Below are 22,993 nucleotides of genomic sequence, written 5' to 3'. Positions count from 1 at the left end.
CTCCCGCCACCATCTGAATTAACACCTCGCCTGAATCTTCAAGAGCTTTATATCCCTGGCGGGATTCCCGAGCGGCCAAAGGGAGCAGACTGTAAATCTGCCGTCATCGACTTCGAAGGTTCGAATCCTTCTCCCGCCACCATCCTCTATTTCTCTCAGTTTTCATCGATTTAACTCATTCCCTGTATTTCGCTTTCAGCTTTCCCTTTTGATTCAATCGCTCATTACACCGATTCAAACCATGACTTTTTCTATAAAACTCGTTACCATCCCGCCATACTTTTGCGGATATAAATGGCAGCGAAATGAAATTTGTCTCTTTCAACATCAATGGCTTACGCGCGCGTCCTCATCAACTCGAAGCGCTGGTTGAACAGCATCAGCCAGATGTCATCGGCTTGCAGGAAACCAAAGTTCATGACGACATGTTCCCGCTCGAAGACGTCAGTAAATTGGGCTATCACGTCTTTTATCATGGTCAGAAAGGCCATTACGGTGTCGCGCTGCTGACCAAAGCACAACCTGTTTCAGTACACCGCGGTTTTCCCGGTGATGATGAGGATTCTCAGCGTCGCTTGATCATGGCTGAAATCCCCAGCCCAATTGGCGATATCACCGTGATTAACGGCTATTTCCCACAAGGTGAAAGCCGCGACCATCCCACCAAGTTCCCAGCAAAAGAGAAGTTCTATCGTGATCTTCAGGATTATCTGGAGCAGCAATTAGCGGTGGATAAGCCCGTGTTAATCATGGGCGACATGAACATCAGCAGCACCGATCTCGATATTGGCATTGGTGAAGACAACCGTAAGCGTTGGTTGAGGACCGGTAAATGTTCATTCTTACCTGAAGAGCGTGAGTGGATGGACCGCTTGATGCACTGGGGCCTGGTTGATACCTGGCGTGCAAAGTACCCAGAGACAGCCGATCGCTTCTCCTGGTTTGACTATCGTTCTAAAGGTTTTGATGATAATCGCGGTCTGCGTATCGACTTGCTGCTCGCCAGCCAACCGCTGGCATCTCGCTGCATTGAGAGCGGTATCGATTATGACATCCGCAGTATGGAGAAACCGTCAGATCATGCGCCAGTCTGGTCGACGTTCTCGCTGGATAAGTAAGCGTTGATGCAGCGTATGGCGTCGAAACGCCATACGCTGTTACTTGATGATTTTCCAGATGAGTGGATTGGTTCCCATCACCTTCTCATCGCGTCCGCACTGCAGCAGCACGCCCTCCGCTTTGACTACCGCACCCTCTGAATAGCTGCGATTTTCGTAGGTACAGCACTGTAGGCAGTTATTTTGCTGATTATTCTGCCCTTGCGTCCACACCTCTCGCGGCATATCCACCACGACATCGGTATTACCCAAGTGGCTGGTTTCCGGCTGGCGATTAGCCTGTGCGCTGTTACTGCACACCAACACTATGCCAAGCGCGATTAGGACATAACGCATCACTCTGTCTCCTTGGTTTTACGCCGGGTCGATTTCGATTTCGGCTTCGCTTTACGTTGTGTAGCCGGTGCGGCGATACCTCTGAATGACTGTAATGAGGGCCGCTGGCGCGCTTCGCCAATCAACCCTATCAATGTGCTTACCAGTGGCTGCATAAACTCATCGTAGCGACAGGATTTTTCACTGATGCGCGTTAACGTTGATTCCCACTGCGCCGTCATATCAGGCCGTGCCGCCATTTCAGGAAGCGCGTGAATGAGCGCCCTTCCCGCATCTGTAGAATGAATATAGCGGCCTTTTTTCACCAGGAAGGTCCGGCGGAACAATAATTCGATAATGCCCGCACGCGTCGCTTCCGTTCCTAAACCATCGGTCGCACGCAGCACTTTCTTTAATTCTTTATCCTGAACAAAACGCGCAATACCCGTCATCGCAGAGAGTAATGTGGCATCCGTAAACGGTCGCGGCGGTTGGGTCTGCTTGGCTAACACTTCACCCCGCTCGCAAAACAGTTCATCACCTTTTTTCACCACCGGCAGTGGCGTACCATCATTTTCTTCATCGCGCTCTTTGCTACCGAGTAAGGCGCGCCACCCGGCTTCAGCCAGAAAACGCGCTTTGGCAATGAACTTGCCGCCACCGATCTCGAGATCGATCACACACTTACGGAACACCGCATCCGGACAAAACTGCATCAGATACTGACGCGCAACCAGGCCATAAATATTGGCCTCGTTTTCCGTCAGATTGACTTTGCTGGCACGTGCAGTGGGAATGATTGCATGGTGTGCATCGACTTTCTTGTCGTCCCAGCAGCGGTTTTTCTGATCGGGATTAAAGTCTACTGGCGGCGTCAGTTGGGGTTGATGTGCCTGAATCGCATTCAGCACCGCATGGCGCCCGGCAAAATGTTCATCCGGTAAATAGCGACTGTCAGAACGCGGATAAGTGATCAGCTTGTGGGTTTCATACAATCGCTGACAGCAATCCAGCACATTTTGCGCGCTCAGGCCAAAACGCTTCGCCGCTTCAATTTGCAAACTAGAGAGCGAAAATGGCAGCGGTGCAGTATCGGATTCACGCTTATCGTTGTAGCCGGTCACCAGAGCGGGTTTGCCGTTGATGCGCTCTAATACGTGGTCGGCCAACGGGCGATGCAGTAAACGCCCTTCGTCATCTTGCCAAGGCTCACAGGCATCACTGGGTACCCAAGAGGCAATAAAGCGCTCTTCCTGCGGCGTCACGATGTGCGCCTTCACTTCATAGTAATCTTTCGAAATGAAATTCTCGATCTCTTCATCCCGTCGCACCACCAGCCCCAGCACCGGGGTCTGCACACGCCCTACGGACAACACACCATCGTAACCGGCATTGCGCCCAAGCAGCGTCCAGGCACGTGTCATATTGATGCCGTAAAGCCAGTCAGCACGGGCACGCGCCAGAGCTGACACGCACAGCGGGATAAACTCGCGGTTTTCGCGCAAACGCCCGACAGCGCGTTCCACTGCGGCGGGGTTGAGATCGTTAATCAGACAGCGTTGAACCTTGTGCCGCTTCTCCGGCGCCAATTGTAGATAATCCAAGACTTCGTCGACCAGCAGCTGCCCTTCACGATCCGGGTCTCCAGCATGCACCACCTCGTGTGCCTGCTGCAGCAAGCCTTCAATCACCTTTAATTGTTTGGCGACCGAGGGCCTTGGCTGAAGGCGCCACTTTTCTGGAATGATCGGCAAGTCGGCAAGATTCCATCGCGCATAGCGGCTGTCATAACTATCAGGCTGAGCCTGTTCAAGCAGGTGCCCTACGCACCAGGTCACCATCTGGTCATTGCCACAGGCAATAAAGCCATCGCCGCGACGATGCGGCTTAGGTAAGACATCAGCAATGGCACGGGCCAGGCTGGGTTTTTCAGCAATAAACAAACGCATGTGTGGCGTCGTTCCTTTAACGTCAGTTCACGACAGTAATCAGCGGGCGTCCAGATTCGGCAACAAAGAGTTCGCCGATCGCTGTCGCCTGCACACCTGCCAACGCCGCACAGCGCTGAAACGCCTCTACAGCGCTGGGTTGCACAGCAACAAGCAGCCCGCCTGAAGTTTGTGGATCGCACAGCAATGCACGCGTTGCCTCATCCATTGCGGAGATGTTCGCGCCATAGCTGGCAAAGTTGCGCTGGGTTCCGCCCGGTACGGCACCCGCAGCGATATAGTCATCGACTCCCGGCAACCTAGGGACATCGGCTACCCTGATCTCTGCACGTAAGCCAGAACCCTGACAGATCTCACTTAAATGGCCCAGCAAACCAAAACCGGTTACATCCGTCATCGCACTGACACCATCCAGTTTGGCAAACTCCGCACCTGCTTTATTCAGCTGGCACATGATGTCAGCCGCCAATGATTGGTGTTCAGGGCGAAGCAAACCTTTCTTCTCGGCGGTAGTAAGGATGCCAATGCCAAGCGGTTTCGTCAGGAATAACTGACACCCTGCCTGTGCTGCGCTGTTCTTTTTCACGCGTGCAACATCGACGATACCGGTCACCGCGAGCCCGAAAATCGGTTCAGGTGCATCTATCGAGTGTCCACCCGCCAGCGCAATGCCCGCCGCCTGGCACGCCGCTCGGCCACCCTCAATCACCTGCTGTGCCACATCGGGGCTGAGTACGTTTACAGGCCAGCCAAGAATCGCGATCGCCATAATGGGTTTGCCGCCCATGGCATAAATATCACTAATGGCATTGGTGGCGGCGATACGGCCAAAGGTATGAGGGTCATCGACGATGGGCATAAAGAAGTCCGTGGTGCTGACCACCGCAGTGCCGTTGCCCAAATCGTATACCGCGGCATCATCGCGCGTTTCATTGCCCACCAGTAGCTTTGGATCGTGGAATGGCGTTAGTTCGCTGCGAAGAATGGTTTCCAGTACCTGTGGAGAAATTTTGCAGCCGCAGCCAGCTCCATGGCTGTATTGCGTCAGGCGAAGCGGTTCACTCATGGCGGGTTCCTTATGCGCTGTACAGAAGGCGATATGTTAGCCTGGCTGCCAGCCGCTGGTAAGTGTTGCGCGATCTAACCACGATCTTTCGCACACGTGGTGTGCAATATCTGCAACAGCGCTCACCTTGCCGCAGAAACCCGCCGCTGTCTGTCAGAAATAACTGACAAACTGTGCGGTATCCGGCGCCACCACGGTGGTGTTCGCTTTTAGCTGAGGCGTACCGAGATAGAGGAAGCCACAATTGCATCCTGGTCGCGGCAACCAAAGGCTTCACGCACTGCCGGATTATCGGTCCAGGGGCCGCTGCGCCAAATACCGTTGAAGCCCTGCGCCACTGCCGCCATTTGCATCGCCATCACGGCACAACCCGCTGAGACTAACTGCTCCCAATGCGGCACTTTGGCATTTTCTTCGCAGTGAGCAACGATCGTAATGATCATCGGTGCACGGAACGGTGCAGATGCGGCTTTCTCAATCGCCTTATCATCCTGATGACTGTCTCGCGCCGCTTGCTCTAACAATTTCGCGAAGCGCTCACGACCGTCATTTTCCACAATAATGAAGCGCCAAGGCTGCATCGTGCCATGATCCGGCGCGCGTAATCCCGCATGCAAAATGTTCTGCAATGCTCCCCCTGCTGGTGCTGGCTCTGCTAAACGTGATGCTGAACGGCGGTTAACTAATAAATCCAATGCATCCATCATTATTCTCCCGTGAATAAAAAGCGTCGGCTAATCCTGGCACAGCGAGATCTTTTGTAACAGTCTGGCGCGATTTCCTGCTGACATTTCGCACGCTGCTCATTAGGATGAACCCGACATCGGGGCAGACCGCGTGGCGACTGCCCTGTTACGTGAATATGGAGAGTTTATGCGCACATTGTGGCGAATTATTGCTGGCCTGTTCCGCTGGAGCTGGCGGGTATTAAATTTCATTCGAGAATTTATTCTTAATTTATTTCTCATCGTGCTGATTCTGGCGGGTGTTGGCATCTGGTTGCAGCTTTCCAGTGCCAGTAGCAGTGAACCGGTGCAGCAAGGTGCGCTGAAAGTGGATCTGAGCGGTGTCTTAGTTGATAAGCCATCTGTCAGTAACCGTCTGAGCCGCATCGGTCGGCAGCTTTTGGGTGCCAGCAACGACCGCTTGCAGGAAAACTCTCTGTTCGATGTCGTGGATGCCATTCGTCAGGCAAAAACTGATAAGAACATCACGGGTATCGTTTTGGATCTGCGCGACTTCGCCGGTGGCGATCAACCTTCGTTGCAATATGTCGGTAAAGCACTGCGTGAATTCCGCGATGCCGGCAAACCGATTTATGCGGTCGGTGATAGCTACAGCCAGGCGCAGTACTACATCGCCAGCTATGCGACCAAGATCTATTTGTCACCGCAAGGTACGGTAGACCTGCACGGTTTCGCGACCAATGGGCTTTACTACAAATCCCTGCTGGATAAGTTAAAAGTCAGCTCACATGTATTCCGTGTTGGCACCTACAAATCGGCGGTTGAACCTTTCCTGCGTGATGATATGTCGCCAGACGCGCGTGACGCCGATGGTCGCTGGATTGGTCAACTGTGGCAGAACTACCTCAACACCGTGTCCGCTAATCGTCAGATTACGCCGGATCAGCTGTTCCCTGGCGCAGCTGGCATCATTAGCGGCCTGCAAGCTGTAGACGGTGATACCGCGAAATATGCGCTGAATAACAAGCTGGTTGATGTTTTGGATAGCCGAGCAGCCGCAGACCAGGAGCTGGTAAAAACCTTCGGCTGGGATAAAGCGAATAACGATTATCGTAACGTCAGCATTTATGATTACAGCGTAAAACAGCCACCGCAGGGTGATGATGGCAATATTGCGGTGATCTTTGCCAGCGGTGCCATTATGGATGGAGAAGAGACAGCAGGAAATGTAGGTGGCGATACTACTGCCTCGCAGATTCGTGATGCCCGCCTTGATCCGAAAATCAAAGCCATTGTCCTGCGCGTTAACAGCCCTGGCGGCAGCGTCACTGCTTCAGAGGCGATCCGCGAAGAGTTAGCAGCAGCACACGACGCTGGCAAGCCTGTGGTGGTGTCGATGGGCGGTATGGCGGCATCCGGTGGTTATTGGATTTCAACACCGGCTGATTATATTGTCGCGGCGCCGAGTACGCTGACCGGCTCGATCGGTATTTTTGGCGTGATCAACACGGTTGAAAACAGCCTGAGCAGCATCGGCGTGCATACAGACGGTGTTGCCACTTCACCACTGGCAGACGTGGCGACCACCAAAGCGCTGCCAACAGAAGTTCAGCAGTTAATGCAGTTGACCATCGAGAATGGTTACCGCAACTTTGTTGGCCTGGTAGCGAAATCACGTCATAAAACGCCAGAGCAAATCAACGCCATTGCACAAGGCCATGTTTGGACCGGCAGCGATGCCAAAGCCAATGGCTTGGTGGACGCTCTGGGTGACTTCGACGACGCCGTGGCAAAAGCCGCTGAATTGGCGAAAGTGACCAAACCGCAATTGAGCTGGTATCAGGATGATCCGGGTATGCTTGACCTGTTGTTGAGTCAGATGAACGCATCAGCCCAAGCGATGCTGCCTGCAGCACTGAAAGTGTGGCTTCCCGCACCGATGCTGGATGTGATGAGTGCGGTGAAAAATCAGCCAGGCCTGATGAATAATCTTAACGATCCGCAAAATCGTTACGCATTCTGCCTTAACTGCGGCAACGTACGTTAATCTTTACAGCCCGGCCGCTGGTCGGGCTGCTTTTCGCTGTTAATCCCCTTATACTGCGCGTTTTACGGCAAGTCTGAGTTCTTCCATGCAAAAGAAAAATATCTATGTAGCCTACACGGGCGGTACCATCGGTATGCAGCGCTCTGCGCAGGGCTACATTCCGGTTTCCGGCCATCTACAGCAACAGCTGGCCAAGATGCCAGAATTCCATCGGCCAGAGATGCCAAGCTTTACCATCCACGAATATCAGCCGTTGATGGACTCATCAGACATGACGCCGCGTGACTGGCAATCGATTGCTGACGACATCAAGCAAAATTACGATCAGTACGATGGCTTTGTGATCCTGCACGGCACCGACACCATGGCGTTTACCGCTTCTGCGCTGTCATTCATGTTAGAGAACCTGGCTAAGCCGGTTATCGTTACCGGTTCGCAGATCCCACTGGCTGAGCTGCGCTCCGATGGTCAGCAAAATTTGTTGAACTCACTATATGTGGCAGCGAACTACCCTATTAGTGAAGTTGCCCTGTTCTTCAACAACACGCTGTTTCGCGGTAACCGCACCACCAAAGCTCACGCTGATGGTTTTAATGCCTTCGCTTCGCCTAACCTCGCGCCGCTGCTCGAAGCGGGTATACACATTCGTAAGCTAAATACGCCGCCTGCACCGCAGGGCAAAGGCGAGTTCATTGTGCATCCCATTACCCCGCAGCCGATCGGTGTGGTCACCATCTATCCTGGTATTTCTGCAGATGTGGTACGTAACTTCCTGCGTCAACCCGTGAAGGCACTGATTTTGCGCTCCTATGGCGTGGGAAATGCACCGCAAAATACCGAGTTCCTTGATGAGTTACATCAGGCCAGCGAACGCGGCATCGTGGTGGTCAATTTAACGCAGTGCATGTCTGGCAAAGTCAACATGGGCGGTTATGCCACGGGTAATGCTTTGGAACATGCCGGTGTGATCAGTGGCTTTGATCTCACTGTTGAGGCAACCTTAACAAAACTGCACTTTTTGTTGAGTCAAAACCTCACCACTGCGGAAATTCGTGCCAAAATGCAACAGAATTTACGCGGCGAACTGACAGACGACTGATACGGAGCGAGAAGTAATGAAGCGGGCATTGATAATCATCGATATTCAAAACGATTTTTGCCCCGGCGGCCCAATGGCGGTGAGAGAAGGTGACCAGATCGTACCTGTTGCTAACCGTTACGCACGCGAGTTCCGCGATCGGGGTGAATGTGTAGTGGCATTACAAGATTGGCACCCAGCCAACCACGGCAGTTTTGCTTCTGTTTCGGGTGAGCCGGTCTACACTCTGGGCGAATTGAACGGTCTGGCGCAGATCTGGTGGCCGGATCACGGTGTCGAGGACTCCGTCGGCGCAGATTTCCACCCAGGACTGGACCGCAGCTTAATTGACGCCGTTTTCCATAAAGGTGGCGACGCCGATGTGGACAGCTACAGCGCATTCTTCGACAACGGTCATCGCCGTAAGACGGAGTTGGACAGTTGGCTGCGCGAGCGTGGTATTAGTGATTTGGTGATGCTGGGTATCGCGACCGATTACTGTGTCAAATACAGTGTGCTGGATGCGCTTGAATTGGGCTATAACGTTGAAGTCGTCAAAGAGGGTTGCCGCGGGGTTAACCTGAATCCTGATGACAGCGAAATTGCCATCGCGCAGATGGAAGCGCAAGGTGCGGTAATAATCTGAAAATGAGGGCTGGTGAATACCAGCCCTTTTACCTGTTAATGCAGGTTAATGCGTGTCACTTCGGGCTCAATGCCAAACTCTTCTTTCAGCTGCTTTTTCGACTTCATCACCATTTCACCACCCTTCCCGATGGTCATATGTTGCGGGTCGTCGTTGTGGCGGGCCTGCCAGAGCATCACCAATTGCAGGCAGTTGTCGCGCTGTTCTTGCGTCAACGCCACGCCATCAGGCCATTTGCCGATTTCCACCGCGGTCGCCAGGCGCTCATACACTTCCGGCGTCATTGCCGCCAACATCGCTTCCAGTTCTTGTTTCATGCTCAGCCCTCTTGCTGATTACCCTGCTCATCGCTAAAGCTGAGCGATGCGGAGTTAACGCAGTAGCGTTCACCGCCGGGCTGTGGGCCGTCAGGGAAGACGTGGCCAAGGTGCGCATCACAGTTACCACAACGAATTTCAACGCGGTGCATACCGTGTGAATCATCTTCCAGATAACGGATAGCCTCATCACTGTATGGCTGGTAGAAGCTTGGCCAGCCGCAGCCTGAATCATATTTAGTGTCGGAGAGAAACAGGGGGGAGTTGCACACTAAGCAGTGATAAATGCCTTCTTGCTTGTTATGCAACAGCGCGCCACTGAAAGGAGGTTCCGTGCCGCGATGCTGTGTGACATAACGCTGCATCTCAGAGAGCTGCGCGATTTTTTCCTCGGGCGAGGTGTCTTTAGCCATTTTGAGTTCCGAAGTGTCATTCTGTAAAAATCGACTAGTATTCTAACAAACGAACAACATCTTCATGGTCTTTTTTCGTGCGAACCCGTTCGTCACGACTGCCACAGCGCAAAATTGTGACGTCGATCACCCTTTGCAAAAGTCATCCCTTTTCGGTCGGTATTCGGCGTAACATAGGCGCGCAGTAAGGGTGCTGCGTAAGCGATTGCGCAACCAATTATTCCTGGCGTTGGAATTGACCTGTCGCAACAATTGACACGATTCCGCTTGACGCCTGGTAAGGTTTTTGTAATTTTACAGCCAACCTTTTATTCACTAACAAATAGCTGGTGGAATATATGACTATCAAAGTAGGTATCAACGGTTTTGGCCGTATCGGTCGCATCGTTTTCCGTGCTGCACAGCAGCGTTCAGACATCGAAATCGTTGCAATCAACGACCTGCTCGACGCGGATTACATGGCTTATATGCTGAAGTATGACTCTACACACGGTCGTTTCGACGGCACTGTAGAAGTTAAAGACGGCGCGCTGATTGTTAACGGCAAAAAAATCCGTGTTACCGCTGAGAAAGACCCGGCTAACCTGAAATGGGATGAAGTGGGCGTTGACGTTGTTGCTGAAGCAACCGGTATCTTCCTGACCGACGAAACCGCGCGTAAACACATTCAGGCAGGTGCGAAGAAAGTTGTTCTGACCGGTCCATCTAAAGATGCCACCCCAATGTTTGTTCGTGGTGCAAACTTCGACAAATACGAAGGTCAGGATATCGTTTCTAACGCATCTTGCACCACCAACTGTCTGGCTCCACTGGCTAAAGTTATCAACGACAACTTCGGTATCGTTGAAGGCCTGATGACCACCGTTCACGCAACAACTGCAACCCAGAAAACCGTTGATGGCCCGTCTCACAAAGACTGGCGCGGCGGCCGTGGCGCAGCGCAGAACATCATTCCTTCTTCTACCGGTGCGGCAAAAGCAGTGGGCGTGGTTCTGCCAGAGCTGAACGGTAAACTGACTGGTATGGCGTTCCGCGTTCCTACCCCGAACGTTTCAGTTGTTGACCTGACTGTTCGTCTGGAAAAACCAGCAACTTACAAAGAAATTTGTGCTGTCATCAAAGCCGAATCTGAAGGCAAGATGAAAGGTGTTCTGGGTTACATCGAAGACGACGTAGTTTCTACCGACTTCAACGGCGAAACTCTGACTTCAGTATTCGATGCTAAAGCAGGTATCGCACTGAACGACAACTTCGTGAAACTGGTTTCATGGTACGACAACGAAACCGGTTACTCACACAAAGTTCTGGATCTGATTGCACTGGTTGCTTCTAAGTAAGTAACTGGCTAAACAGACAAGGGGTGACTTCGGTCGCCCCTTTTTTTCATTTGGAAGAAGAAGGTCTGACGATGCAAGATACGCTCTATAGTTTGCCGGTGATCAATCAGATCACCCCTTACCTTTCACAGCGCCAGATGGGCGATCTGCCAATTGTGGTGATCAGCCACCCTAAGGTGCGTGCGGCAATTGCTTTGCAAGGCGCGCATTTGCTGGCATGGCAACCTAGCGGCCAGCAGCCCGTGATATGGCTCAGTGAAAAGACGCCGTTTGCTGCCGGTAAAGCTATTCGTGGAGGCGTGCCCATTTGCTGGCCGTGGTTTGGTCCCGCCGGTGAGCCGGCTCATGGTTTTGCCCGCAATCAGCCATGGACACTCACCGCCCATGATGAAAACGAAGACGCTGTGATGCTCACCTTCACCCTTGAAAGCAATGCGCAGACAAAAAAACTGTGGCCACATGATTTCACCCTGCTCGCCCGTTTCCGCATTGCCGAACATTGTGAAATCGAGCTTGAAGCTTGGGGCGATTATGAGGCCACCGCGGCGTTACACACTTACTTCCACATTGCAGATATCGCACAGGTTGAAGTCAGCGGTTTAGGGAACAGCTTCATCGATAAGGTGAATGCGAATGCGACGGGCAGCTCATCTGATGGTAAGCAAACCTATCCTGACCGAGTGGACCGTATTCACACCGCAGCAGAAGATTGCAGTGTTATCCACGACAAAGGCGGCAAACGCCAGATTGAAGTTTATCATCACTATCAAAGTGACGTTGTCACTTGGAATCCCGGCCCGGAGCTGTCATGCAGCATGGCGGATATGCCGAATGAAGGCTATAAAACCATGGTTTGCGTAGAAACGGCACGTATCAATACACCGATGAAAAGCGCGGGTGAATCACCTGCCCGCTTGGGCACCACGTTGCGCGTACGCAATAAATAAGTTCATCGGCGCACCCGCGCCGCTGCAATAGTTTTCATATCGCCTCCAGTTGCGCCATGGCGGGGCGTAATAATGGTGCAATGTAAAAAAAAAAACGCCTCGTTGCGAGGCGTTTTTTCAAATCATTAGAAGCTATAGCTGACCCCGGTCCAGACAGTGAACTGGCCGCTTTTATCTACCATTGGGCTGTCTTTGATCTCAGTATCAAATCGAGTGTAGCGGCCTGACAGACTGGCGTTCCAGCTATCACTGATCTGATAGCTGGCATTCATTTCAACATAAGGAGACCAGCTGTCATCCGGCTGATACTGCGCGATGCCGGTTCTGGCACTCTCATGCGATGAAACACCGTAGTAATAGCGGTTCTGATTGGCGCTGTTCCACATCGCACCGATGCCCGGTGTCAGGCTGAATGCGCCAAAATCGAAACGATACAAATAGGTGAGATCCCAGATGATGCCGTTGCTGTTATTTAGCACATCCCCAAGTAGCGCGGTGCGGACAATGCCCCAATCTGCAACGTGACGATAGCTCGCACCTGCCATCAACGTCATACGTCGCTTATCCAGCGCCTTCATATCACCGAGATCGTTGTCCTTAGGATCGTACTGCTGCGGCGAACCCAGCACCGTCAACGACAGCTGATTTTGCGGATCTTTCCACAGATAGTAGCCGCCCTGCAGACTGCGGAACCAGAAATTCTCACCTTCATAGTTAATGACAGGAATCGGCAGATAGCGGTCCTGGCCACCGCGATACGGCGACTGGGCATAAATAACCGAAGCCCCAAGAGATAAGGGTTCTGCATGAGTGCTGAACGCCGCAAAATAACAAGGAACAATCAGAGCAACAGCTTTAAGTTTGAAATGGTTCACAATTTATTCAGTCCATAAATATAACAATCACACGCAGAGTCTAACTAAATTTTGCCTTTGCGTTAACGTTAAATCAGGGATGTTTATCAGCCCAACGGAATTGTCTCAGGTGTTTCCTCGCACAGCCAGCAATGGCGGATTGCCTTAGCGCTTATGAGACTTTGTTATTGATATATCGCTAAATAAGGAGAAATGTGGCTGCAGGTTTTCTGAATGCCTTCTACAGTTAAAAGTAAGACGAGACTTTTTGTACGAGCAGAGTAACCATAAGAATTGTGTATCCCGATAAAAAAACGTCAGGTTGGCATAAGGGTTGCTGTACTCAATAAAGAATATCTTCCGGGAGCTGCAAACGTATCTAATTTCGCTCCTTTACCTGTGCTAAAAACGAAAGGACGGGCATCGCTATGAATATATTCGATCACTATCGTCAGCGTTATGAAGCTGCCAAGGATGAAGAGTTCTCATTGCAGGAATTCCTCGCTATCTGTAAGCAGGATCGCAGTGCATACGCCAACGCTGCAGAGCGACTATTGATGGCTATCGGTGAGCCGGTGATGGTTGACACGGCGCAGGAGCCACGCCTTTCCAGAATCTTCTCGAATCGCGTCATGGGACGCTACCCCGCTTTCGAAGAGTTTTACGGTATGGAGGAAGCGATTGAACAGATCGTCTCTTACCTAAAACATGCTGCGCAAGGCTTGGAAGAGAAGAAACAAATTCTCTATTTATTGGGGCCGGTCGGTGGCGGTAAGTCTTCCCTTGCCGAACGTCTAAAAGCTCTGATGCAGCGCGTACCTATTTACGTGCTCAGTGCCGATGGCGAACGTAGCCCGGTGAACGACCATCCTCTTTGCCTGTTCAACCCACAGGAAGACGCCAATATTTTGGAAAAAGAGTATGGCGTACCGCGTCGTTACTTGGGCACCATCATGTCGCCGTGGGCCGCCAAACGCCTGCACGATTTTGGCGGCGATATTACTCGCTTCAAAGTGGTGAAGGTCTGGCCTTCCATCCTCGAACAGGTTGCAATTGCCAAGACTGAACCGGGTGATGAGAACAACCAGGATATCTCTGCGTTGGTGGGTAAAGTGGATATCCGTAAACTGGAAAACCATGCTCAGAACGATCCTGACGCTTACGGCTACTCTGGTGCACTGTGCCGCGCCAACCAAGGCATCATGGAATTCGTTGAGATGTTCAAAGCACCCATCAAGGTGCTGCATCCTCTGTTGACCGCTACGCAGGAAGGTAACTATAACGGGACTGAGGGGATTTCCGCCCTACCGTTTAACGGCATCATCCTTGCGCACTCGAATGAATCAGAGTGGGTGACATTCCGTAACAACAAGAACAACGAAGCCTTCCTTGACCGCGTTTACATTGTCAAAGTGCCTTACTGCTTGCGCGTGTCCGAGGAGATCAAGATTTACGACAAACTGTTGAATCACAGTGAGTTGACCACTGCACCATGCGCCCCAGGCACGCTGGAAACCTTGGCTCGCTTCTCGATCTTGTCACGTTTGAAAGATCCGGAAAACTCCAGCATTTACTCCAAAATGCGCGTGTATGACGGTGAAAGCCTGAAAGACACTGACCCTAAAGCCAAATCCTGGCAGGAGTATCACGATTACGCTGGGGTGGATGAGGGCATGAATGGCCTTTCAACCCGTTTTGCCTTTAAGATCCTGTCGCGCGTGTTCAACTTTGACCATGCCGAAGTGGCGGCCAACCCAGTGCACCTCTTCTACGTACTGGAGCAACAAATTGAACGCGAACAGTTCCCACAAGATCTGGCTGAAAAATATCTTGAGCATCTGAAGGGTTATCTGATTCCGAAGTATGCCGAGTTTATTGGCAAAGAGATTCAGACGGCTTATCTGGAATCCTACTCTGAATATGGTCAGAACATCTTTGACCGCTATGTGACCTATGCTGACTTCTGGATTCAGGATCAGGAGTATCGCGATCCCGACACCGGCCAGCTGTTTGACCGCGAATCACTGAACGCCGAGCTGGAAAAAATCGAGAAACCTGCCGGGATCAGTAACCCGAAAGATTTCCGTAACGAGATCGTCAACTTTGTGCTGCGTACCCGTGCACAGAATAGTGGGCGCAATCCGAACTGGACCAGCTACGAAAAACTGCGCACGGTTATCGAGAAGAAAATGTTCTCCAATACCGAAGAGTTGCTGCCGGTGATTTCGTTTAACACCAAGACCTCAACGGACGAACAGAAAAAACACGATGATTTTGTCGATCGCATGATGGAGAAAGGCTATACCCGCAAGCAGGTACGTCTGCTGTGCGAATGGTATTTGCGCGTGCGTAAATCGTCATAATCGTTACCTGTAAGCTACGCGGCGCTGCGGCGCCGCAACAGGAGGCCGGCATTTTCCGGCCTGGCTTGCACTGTAGTTTGGGGGAGTTTTATGGCCTATTTCATCGATCGGCGTCTGAACGGTAAAAACAAAAGTGCGGTCAACCGACAGCGCTTCTTGCGCCGTTACAAGTCGCAAATCAAGCAGTCGATCTCCGAGGCCATCAACAAGCGTTCGGTCACCGACGTGGAGAGCGGCGAATCGGTCTCGATTCCCATTGATGACATTAATGAACCGAGTTTCCATCAGGGACGCGGCGGCAGTCGACATCGTGTTCATCCTGGAAACGACCATTTTGTGCAGAACGATCGCATTGAACGCCCTCAAGGTGGCGGCGGCGGCGGTGGCAGCGGCCAAGGCAACGCTAGCCAGGATGGTGAGGGTCAGGACGAATTTTCATTCCAAATCTCGAAAGACGAATACCTTGATTTGTTGTTTGAAGATTTGGCATTGCCTAATTTGCGTAAAAATCAGCATCGGCAATTGAATGAATATAAAACGCACCGCGCGGGCTTCACCTCGAACGGGGTGCCGGCCAATATCAGTGTGGTGCGCTCGCTGCAAAACTCGCTGGCACGTCGTACTGCGATGACTGCAGGTAAGCGTCGTATGCTTCATGAGCTGGAAGCGACGCTGACTGAAGTCGAAAACAGCGAACCCGCGCAACTGCTGGAAGAGGAGCGCCTGCGTAAAGAGATCGCAGAATTGCGGGCACGTATTGAACGTGTGCCGTTTATCGATACTTTTGACCTGCGCTATAAAAACTTTGAGAAACGACCTGAGCCTTCTAGCCAGGCGGTCATGTTCTGCCTGATGGACGTATCCGGTTCAATGGACCAAGCCACCAAAGACATGGCTAAACGTTTTTATATTCTGCTCTATCTGTTCCTGAGCCGAACGTATAAAAATGTTGAGGTGGTTTACATTCGCCACCACACGCAAGCAAAAGAAGTTGATGAGCAGGAGTTCTTCTACTCGCAGGAAACCGGCGGCACCATTGTCTCCAGTGCCCTGAAGTTGATGGATGAGGTGGTAAAAGAGCGCTATGACCCGGCTCAATGGAATATTTACGCTGCACAAGCATCGGATGGCGACAACTGGGCTGACGATTCCCCACTGTGCCACGAGATCTTGGCGAAACATATTTTGCCGGTAGTACGTTACTACAGCTACATCGAAATCACGCGCCGGGCGCATCAGACGCTATGGCGTGAGTATGAGCATCTGCAGGCGATATTTGATAACTTCGCGATTCAGCACATCCGCGAGCCTGAAGACATCTACCCAGTATTTAGGGAACTTTTCCACAAACAGGTTGCTGATGCCTGACTATCAAGCCGGTCTATGACCGGCTTTTTCTTTTCCGCACCGCCTCTCATTTATCTAAATCACCCGCTGTTTTTTCACACTAATTTGGCCATCTATGGGATAGTGCTCCGTAGATTGAAAAAATGTGTAATTAACCGCTGACAAGCTATTGATAAGGCATTATCTTTTCATCTTGTCTGTGTGAATCCCCGCACTTCGTCAAATTCGTTCATTTCTGCAGGAGAACGCCGTTGAATGCCAGCATGATTTACAGTGTCTTTATAATTGGTTCCGTGCTGGTTGCAGCAAGTATTCTTTTGAGCTCCTTCTCGTCACGTCTGGGAATTCCTATCCTGGTCATCTTCCTGGCATTGGGCATGTTAGCGGGTGTTGATGGTATTGGTGGCATCGCCTTTGATAACTATCCCGTTGCCTATCTGGTTTCCAACCTTGCACTGGCCATCATTTTGCTGGATGGCGGGATGCGCACCAAAGCCAGCTCGTTCAAGGTTGCACTTGGGCCGGCTTTATCCTTAGCCACCGTAGGCGTAATGATCACGGCAGGTTTAACCGGTGTGGCCGCGGCTTGGCTGTTCAAGCTGGATTTAATGCAAGGTTTTCTGATTGGCGCGATCATTGGCTCTACCGATGCCGCAGCCGTGTTTTCACTCCTTGGCGATAAAGGCCTGAATGAACGTGTGAGCTCCACGCTGGAGATCGAATCCGGTAGCAACGACCCCATGGCAGTGTTTCTGACCATCACGTTGATCGACATGATTCAGCAGGGCCAGTCGGGCTTAAGCTGGATGTTTGTGGTGCACTTAGTTCAACAATTTGGCCTCGGCATCGTGTTAGGGCTGGGCGGCGGCTGGGCATTACAACAGCTGATTAACCGTATTAACCTGGCACAGGGTTTATATCCTCTGCTGGCGGTGAGCGGTGGCATCATTGTCTTTGCACTCACCACGGTGATGGAAGGCAGCGGTATTCTGGCGGTCTACCTGTGCGGCTTCTTGCTCGGCAACAGCCCGATTCGCAACCGTCACGGTATTTTGCAAACCTTCGACGGCATGGCATGGCTCAGCCAAATCGGCATGTTTATTGTGCTCGGCTTGCTGGTCACGCCTTCTGATTTGTGGCACATCGCGGTGCCTGCGATGATTTTGTCTCTGTGGCTGATTCTGGTGGCGCGGCCACTGTCTATTCTGGTCGGTCTGTTGCCGTTTAAAGGGTTTACCGGTCGCGAGCGCATTTTTATCAGCTGGGTAGGTTTACGCGGGGCGGTGCCGATTATCCTCGCCGTTTTCCCTATGATGGCCGGTCTGGAAAACTCCAAGCTCTATTTCAATATCGCGTTCTTCGTGGTGTTAGTCTCACTGATGTTGCAAGGCACGTCGCTGGGTTATGCCGCCAAACGTGCAAAAGTGGTGGTGCCACCCACCGCATCGCCGATCAGCCGCGTCGGCCTGGATATCCATCCGGAGAACCCATGGGAACAGTTCGTATATCAACTCGGTGCTGATAAATGGTGCGTGGGTGCTGCACTGCGAGACCTGCAAATGCCGCGCGAGACGCGTATCGCTGCCCTGTTCCGTGACAATGCGCTGATGCATCCGAATGGCAACACGCGGCTTAAAGAGGGCGATGTGCTGTGTGTGATTGGTCGCGAGCGTGATTTACCCGCACTTGGCAAAATGTTTAGCCAATCACCGCCCGTTGCACTCGACCAACGTTTCTTCGGCGACTTTATTCTTGATGCCGATGCGCGGTTGCGTGATGTCGCCCAAATTTACGGCCTGGAGCTGGATGAAGCGACTAACGATCAGCAGTCACTGGGCCAGCTGGTTATGGGTTTACTCGGCAGCACGCCAGTGGTGGGTGACCAGGTAGAGTGGAACCAACTGACCTGGACGGTAGCGGAAAAAGAAGACAACCAGATCGTCAAAATTGGGGTTCGTGTAATGGAAGACAAAGAGTAATCCGAGTCCTCAAACCACCAAAACTGCGTATCAACGACTATGATCACTATTACACCCAGCTCAAACGGGAGAGATGAATGGGACACGTAGTGAAGATTGGTCGTTACGAGATCATTGATGCAGAGTTGAATGCTGACAAACTCGAGACCGTCAGCATTCCCTGTAATACCAACCCCGGCCTGAGTTACCAACTCGACGGCTGGGATCATGAAACCAGTGTACCGGCGTGGATCGATGGAGAACCTGTGGATCTGCAAATCGGACATTATGATAAACAGCAAGACCGCTGGGTATTAAAAAAACCCGCCTGATATTTCCACACCGCCATCCGCTTCGTATGGCGGTAATTCCTAAAAGCAGGCTTAAAATGAAGCGCTATATCTCCTGATTTTTTACTTTTAACCTTAGAATTCAATTCGCTAGCTCATTATTTCTTTAAGCATTTATTTCCTTTTAGGACTATTTCCATATTAACTCCGTCAAATAACTCCTGCATACTCTTAAACGTTGCTGCAGCTTTTTGTGACGTTTATCACGTCTTAAACGGTCCTTCCCGTGCAGCGCTTATGGCAGCACTTATTTATATCTCACTGAATAATCATTTTTTTCTGCTTTTAGTGGATTACTCCTGAGCGCGTACTTGATTCTGGTCAGGCCATCTTTTACTTAAGAAAAGAGAGCAGGTTTTATGGCAAGTACATTGGTAATGAATGATGCAACCCGTTCATGGAGCGGATTGCGAAAAAATCTCATCGCAAAAGTCGCCCTTAGTTTCTCCGATCTCATTGCTCTTAATCTGGCGTTATTCTTATCTGCCGCAACCGTTCAGGGTATTTGGGGAGAACTGGACACTTTTATCCCGCCGCAGCAGATCGAATATCGTTTTATTGCGCAGCTTGGCCTTTCTGTACTTTGCACCGCTTGGTTTTGGGTGCGCATGCGTCATTACACTTACCGCAAGCCGTTTTGGTTTGAATTAAAAGAGATTGTTAAAACCTTGTTCGTGTTTTCCCTTTTGGATTTGGCGCTGATCGCGTTCTCCAAATGGGACTTCTCACGCATGGTCTGGGTATTTAGCTGGACTTACGCCCTGCTACTGCTGCCGCTGATGCGTGCCGTGGTGAAGCGTGCCATTAACCGTGCGGGTCAATGGCAGAAAGAGACCATTATCATTGGTTCTGGTAAGAACGCGATGGAAGCTTATGCTGCGCTCCAGAGTGAAGAAATTCTCGGATATAACGTGCAGGCGTTTATTTCACTGGATGACGAACATCAGCCGGAAAACGTGAATGGCGTCCCCGTGGTAACCTGGAAAGATATTAACTGGCAAACCATGGACCGCGACAATACGCAATTTATCGTGGCTACCGAATTTGAGCAGCAGGTTGTCCGTGACAAGTGGTTGAAGTTCCTGTCCAAGATGAAGTGTCGTTCGATTTCCGTGATCCCTACGCTGCGCGGTGTTCCCTTGTATGGCACAGATATGTCGTTCATCTTCAGCCATGAAGTGATGATTCTGCGGGTCAGTAACAATCTGGCAAAACGTTCTTCCCGCTTCCTCAAGCGTACCTTTGATATTGTTGTGGCATCCCTGCTGCTGCTGTTCCTTGCACCGGTGTTTGGCCTGCTGTGTGCCATGGTGAAACGCGACGGCGGCAATGCCATTTACGGCCACGAGCGCGTTGGACAGGATGGCGAGAAATTCAAGTGCCTGAAATTCCGCTCCATGGTAACTAACTCGCAGGAAGTGCTGCAAAAATTACTGGCTACCAGCGAAGAAGCTCGCGCCGAGTGGGACCGTGATTTCAAACTGAAGAACGATCCGCGCGTCACCAAAATTGGTAATTTCCTGCGTAAAACCAGCCTCGATGAACTACCTCAGTTATGGAACGTGATTCGCGGTGAGATGAGTCTGGTGGGACCACGACCGGTCATTGAAGCCGAGTTGGAGCGCTATGCGGGCGATGTGGATTATTACCTGATGGCGAAACCGGGTATGACCGGGCTGTGGCAAGTCAGCGGTCGTAATGATATCGACTACGATACGCGCGTTTACTTTGATTCCTGGTATGTGAAGAACTGGGCCTTATGGACCGACATCGCCATTCTGTTTAAGACCGCAGGTGTCGTTTTACGTCGCGACGGCGCTTACTAATACTCTCATGGCGATGCTGTGCTCGACCGGCAGACATCGCCTTTTTTATTCCTTTCCTTTTCCGCGCTAAGTCATTACCCTTCCCGCTTGTTTAACAGGACGTTTCTGGTTCGTAATGCAAAAATTTACCCTGCTGCTTTTAAGCTTGGTGCTGCTGGCACCTCTCGGCATCGATCTCTACCTCCCGACCCTCCCACAAATCGCTGAAGGCCTCAACAGCCCGGTGAGTGTGATCCAGACCACAATCCCACTGTTTTTACTGGTGATGGGCATCGGTCAACTGGTGACGGGTCCCTTGGTCGATAATTATGGTCGTAAGCCAATCGCGTTAATTGGCTTGGGGCTCTATATCATCGGCAGCGCCGTGGCGGCAACAGCCACCCTGTGGCCAGTGTTTTTCCTCGCACGCTTAATCCAAGGCTGCGCCGTATGTTGCACGGCGGTGGTTGCCTTCAGTGGCGTCCGCGACCGGCTTAGCGGTGACGAAGCTGCGCGTGCTTATGGCTTCCTGAACGGAGCCTTAAATATTGTGCCTGCATTAGCACCACTGCTTGGCGGTATTCTCGCTGAAGCCTACGGCTGGCGTGCCCCCTTCTGGTTCCTGTGTGGCTATGCCGCCGTGATTGGCGTCATTGTGGTGTTTTTCCTACCGGAAACACGCCCAGCGGACACGCTGCGTGTCAAAGGTTTACCTCTGGCACAGTATGCCGCCATCGCACGTGAACCTCGCTTTCTCGCCTTTGCATTCGCCAATGCGGGTGCACTGGGCATGGTATTGACCTACGTTTCACTCGCACCACATGTACTCATGACGGAAGGAGGCCTGACGCCGCTGCAGTTCTCCTTTGCCTTCGGGGCCAACGGATTCTGGATCATGTTGGTGAGTGCGTTTGTCAATAAGACCATCCGTAAAGCGGGGCGTCCTTTCTGTCTGTCGATGGGCTTTTTCGCGATGCTGATGGGAGCTCTGCTGCTAGTAGCGGGCATGTATCTGTTGCCTTCTGCGTGGCAAACTCATTGGGCGCTGTATATGTTCCCGGTTGCCATCTCCGTAGCAGGCCTGGCTTTTACCGTTGGTCCAGCCACCAGTTACGCGCTGGAGCCGTATCAACAGCAAGCCGGCGTTGCAGCGGCACTGCAGGGTTTTATTCAGATGGCGTGTGGCGCGGGCGGTAGCTTGGCGATTGTCGCGCTACCTGTAGCAGAAAAATCTGCGCTGGCATTAATGATGTTAGTGGGTGCAGCGCTGGCCCTGATCGCCTGGCGCTGCAGTAGGAAAATGCACGGCAGTGTGACCGCGCTTAAATAATCTCAACCGGCACGCGGGGCGCGAGCGCACACATCAGCTCGTAGCCCACCGTGCCGGCCGCTTTCGCGACCTCATCGATTTTCACCTGCTCCCCCCATAGCTCGACTTTCGAGCCAATACCGGCCTGCGGGCAGGGTTCAAGGTCAATCATCATCATATCCATCGAAATCGCGCCCAACGTTTGTGTACGGATGCCATCGACACTGACTGGCGTCCCCGTTGGAGCATGGCGCGGGTAACCATCGGCATAACCACAGGCAACGATGCCGATGCGTTGTGCCCCCGAGGCGTGATAGCGGTAGCCGTAGCCGACACCGTCGCCGTCATTGAGCTGTTGCACACCAATAATCTCACTGGTCAGTGTCATCACGGGTTGCAACCCGGTACTGGCAATATCCTGCCAGTCACCACTCGGCGATGCCCCATAAAGGATGATGCCGGGACGAACCCAGTCGAAATGGGCTTCTGGATGCCACAGCGTTGCCGCAGAATTTGAGAGCGAACGTGGGCAGTTAAGACCTTCCGCAGCCAGTTCCACGCGCTTCATGGGCTCGATCAGGCCTTCCGGGTTTTCCGCATCGGCAAAGTGCGCCATAAGTGTCATCTCGCCAACATTAGGCAGAGCACGCAATTTTTGCCAAGCAGCATGCGCCAACTCGGGACGAAAGCCCAGGCGGTTCATGCCGCTGTTGATCTTGAGATAGATATCAATCGGCGCAGACAGCGTGGCTTTGGCCAACGCCTGAATCTGCCAGTTGCTGTGTACGCTGGTTGTGAGACGGTAACGATCGATTAAGGCTAAATCTTCCGCATGAAAAAAACCTTCCAGCAGCAGAATAGGTTTCTTCCATCCTTGCTCACGTAACAGGATCGCCTCTTCCATATTCAACAGCGCAAAACCATCGGTCTGCGCCAGGCTTTGCCATACGCGAGCCACACCGTGCCCGTAAGCGTTGGCTTTTACCACAGACCACACACGTGACTGCGGTGCAGCCTGCCGCACGATCGCCAGATTATGTCGCAGCGCCTGTTGATTGATCGTGGCGCCAGTAGGACGTGACATGCTT

At 52.0% G+C, this 22,993-nt stretch carries 19 protein-coding genes, 1 tRNA gene and 2 pseudogenes; 14 read left to right on the top strand and 8 right to left on the bottom strand.

Annotation, left to right across the window (positions count from 1 at the left end; all coding sequences use genetic code 11):
* Nucleotides 1–57: 57 nt before the first annotated feature.
* Both HA51_RS10825 and xthA read left to right on the top strand, forming a co-directional pair.
* Nucleotides 58–142 (top strand) — tRNA-Tyr (locus HA51_RS10825).
* A gap of 163 nt (nt 143–305) precedes the next feature.
* Entirely contained in the window at nt 306–1,118 is an 813-nt protein-coding gene (gene xthA / locus HA51_RS10820) for an exodeoxyribonuclease III (protein ID WP_084934519.1), read from the top strand.
* 39 nt (nt 1,119–1,157) lie between these two features.
* Here xthA and HA51_RS10815 read toward each other — a convergent pair whose 3' ends face one another.
* From HA51_RS10815 to selD, 3 genes are read right to left on the bottom strand one after another with little or no spacing between them, the layout of a single operon-like run.
* The gene (locus HA51_RS10815) at nt 1,158–1,454 is read right to left on the bottom strand and encodes a DUF1496 domain-containing protein (protein ID WP_084934518.1); all 297 of its coding nucleotides are present in this window, start codon (nt 1,452–1,454) and stop codon (nt 1,158–1,160) included.
* A complete protein-coding gene (locus HA51_RS10810; RefSeq protein WP_084934517.1) occupies nt 1,454–3,382 on the bottom strand; it encodes a DNA topoisomerase III in 1,929 nt (642 codons plus the stop codon). Before HA51_RS10810 ends, HA51_RS10815 begins: the two co-directional genes overlap by 1 nt.
* 22 nt (nt 3,383–3,404) lie before the next feature.
* Nucleotides 3,405–4,448: a selenide, water dikinase SelD gene (selD, locus tag HA51_RS10805; protein ID WP_084934516.1), complete on the bottom strand. Its 1,044-nt coding sequence runs from the start codon at nt 4,446–4,448 to the stop codon at nt 3,405–3,407.
* A gap of 87 nt (nt 4,449–4,535) precedes the next feature.
* On the opposite strand from selD, the pseudogene HA51_RS27800 reads away from it, so the two are divergent.
* Nucleotides 4,536–4,661, top strand: a pseudogene (locus HA51_RS27800) (hypothetical protein); the annotation flags it as partial.
* Here the strand turns inward: HA51_RS27800 and HA51_RS10800 are convergent.
* Nucleotides 4,602–5,152, bottom strand: a pseudogene (locus tag HA51_RS10800) (NAD(P)H nitroreductase). The pseudogenes HA51_RS27800 and HA51_RS10800 sit on opposite strands and share 60 nt — an antisense overlap.
* A 169-nt stretch (nt 5,153–5,321) precedes the next feature.
* Here HA51_RS10800 and sppA point away from each other — a divergent pair.
* The 3 genes from sppA (at nt 5,322) to pncA (ending at nt 8,905) form a co-directional block, all read left to right on the top strand.
* The gene (gene sppA / locus HA51_RS10795) at nt 5,322–7,181 is read left to right on the top strand and encodes a signal peptide peptidase SppA (RefSeq protein ID WP_084934515.1); all 1,860 of its coding nucleotides are present in this window, start codon (nt 5,322–5,324) and stop codon (nt 7,179–7,181) included.
* An 85-nt stretch (nt 7,182–7,266) separates the two neighbouring features.
* Nucleotides 7,267–8,280 carry an asparaginase gene (gene ansA / locus HA51_RS10790; protein WP_084934514.1) on the top strand — a complete coding sequence of 338 codons (1,014 nt, stop codon included), beginning with the start codon at nt 7,267–7,269 and terminating at the stop codon, nt 8,278–8,280.
* Between the two features lie 16 nt (nt 8,281–8,296).
* Entirely contained in the window at nt 8,297–8,905 is a 609-nt protein-coding gene (gene pncA, locus HA51_RS10785; RefSeq protein ID WP_084934513.1) for a bifunctional nicotinamidase/pyrazinamidase, read from the top strand.
* A 35-nt stretch (nt 8,906–8,940) separates the two neighbouring features.
* Here pncA and HA51_RS10780 read toward each other — a convergent pair whose 3' ends face one another.
* Entirely contained in the window at nt 8,941–9,222 is a 282-nt protein-coding gene (locus HA51_RS10780) for a YeaC family protein (protein ID WP_084934512.1), read from the bottom strand.
* Nucleotides 9,223–9,224: 2 nt separating this feature from the next.
* Complete coding sequence (msrB, locus tag HA51_RS10775) at nt 9,225–9,635, bottom strand: peptide-methionine (R)-S-oxide reductase MsrB (RefSeq protein WP_084934511.1); 411 nt, start codon at nt 9,633–9,635, stop codon at nt 9,225–9,227.
* Between the two features lie 338 nt (nt 9,636–9,973).
* Between msrB and gapA the strand changes: the two genes are divergently transcribed.
* Complete coding sequence (gapA, locus tag HA51_RS10770) at nt 9,974–10,972, top strand: glyceraldehyde-3-phosphate dehydrogenase (protein ID WP_084934510.1); 999 nt, start codon at nt 9,974–9,976, stop codon at nt 10,970–10,972.
* Nucleotides 10,973–11,043: 71 nt separating this feature from the next.
* Nucleotides 11,044–11,919 (top strand): D-hexose-6-phosphate mutarotase, encoded by an 876-nt coding sequence (locus HA51_RS10765; RefSeq protein WP_084934526.1) that lies wholly within the window; start codon nt 11,044–11,046, stop codon nt 11,917–11,919.
* A 125-nt stretch (nt 11,920–12,044) separates the two neighbouring features.
* Here the strand turns inward: HA51_RS10765 and HA51_RS10760 are convergent, their stop codons facing one another.
* Nucleotides 12,045–12,794: a MipA/OmpV family protein gene (locus HA51_RS10760; RefSeq protein WP_084934509.1), complete on the bottom strand. Its 750-nt coding sequence runs from the start codon at nt 12,792–12,794 to the stop codon at nt 12,045–12,047.
* Between the two features lie 407 nt (nt 12,795–13,201).
* Here HA51_RS10760 and yeaG point away from each other — a divergent pair, with 407 nt between their 5' ends.
* The 6 genes from yeaG (at nt 13,202) to HA51_RS10730 (ending at nt 21,926) form a co-directional block, all read left to right on the top strand.
* Nucleotides 13,202–15,136, top strand: a complete 1,935-nt coding sequence (yeaG, locus tag HA51_RS10755; protein WP_084934508.1) for a protein kinase YeaG — start codon at nt 13,202–13,204, stop codon at nt 15,134–15,136.
* Between the two features lie 90 nt (nt 15,137–15,226).
* Nucleotides 15,227–16,504 carry a YeaH/YhbH family protein gene (locus HA51_RS10750; protein WP_084934507.1) on the top strand — a complete coding sequence of 426 codons (1,278 nt, stop codon included), beginning with the start codon at nt 15,227–15,229 and terminating at the stop codon, nt 16,502–16,504.
* A 230-nt stretch (nt 16,505–16,734) separates the two neighbouring features.
* Complete coding sequence (locus HA51_RS10745; protein WP_084934506.1) at nt 16,735–18,462, top strand: potassium/proton antiporter; 1,728 nt, start codon at nt 16,735–16,737, stop codon at nt 18,460–18,462.
* Between the two features lie 77 nt (nt 18,463–18,539).
* Nucleotides 18,540–18,773: a DUF1480 family protein gene (locus HA51_RS10740; RefSeq protein WP_084934505.1), complete on the top strand. Its 234-nt coding sequence runs from the start codon at nt 18,540–18,542 to the stop codon at nt 18,771–18,773.
* A 377-nt stretch (nt 18,774–19,150) separates the two neighbouring features.
* Nucleotides 19,151–20,617: an undecaprenyl-phosphate galactose phosphotransferase WbaP gene (gene wbaP / locus HA51_RS10735; RefSeq protein WP_084934504.1), complete on the top strand. Its 1,467-nt coding sequence runs from the start codon at nt 19,151–19,153 to the stop codon at nt 20,615–20,617.
* A gap of 115 nt (nt 20,618–20,732) precedes the next feature.
* Nucleotides 20,733–21,926, top strand: coding sequence for a multidrug effflux MFS transporter (locus HA51_RS10730; RefSeq protein WP_084934503.1), 1,194 nt, complete (start codon nt 20,733–20,735; stop codon nt 21,924–21,926).
* Here HA51_RS10730 and dadX read toward each other — a convergent pair.
* Nucleotides 21,919–22,989: a catabolic alanine racemase DadX gene (dadX, locus tag HA51_RS10725; protein ID WP_084934502.1), complete on the bottom strand. Its 1,071-nt coding sequence runs from the start codon at nt 22,987–22,989 to the stop codon at nt 21,919–21,921. The two genes, HA51_RS10730 and dadX, sit on opposite strands and share 8 nt — an antisense overlap.
* Nucleotides 22,990–22,993: the final 4 nt, after the last annotated feature.

It is taken from the genome of Pantoea rwandensis (assembly GCF_002095475.1).
Classification (GTDB): Bacteria; Pseudomonadota; Gammaproteobacteria; order Enterobacterales; family Enterobacteriaceae; genus Pantoea; species Pantoea rwandensis.
The sequence above is the reverse complement of the archived record's forward strand: the minus strand, read 5'-3'. Positions and strand labels throughout refer to the sequence as shown.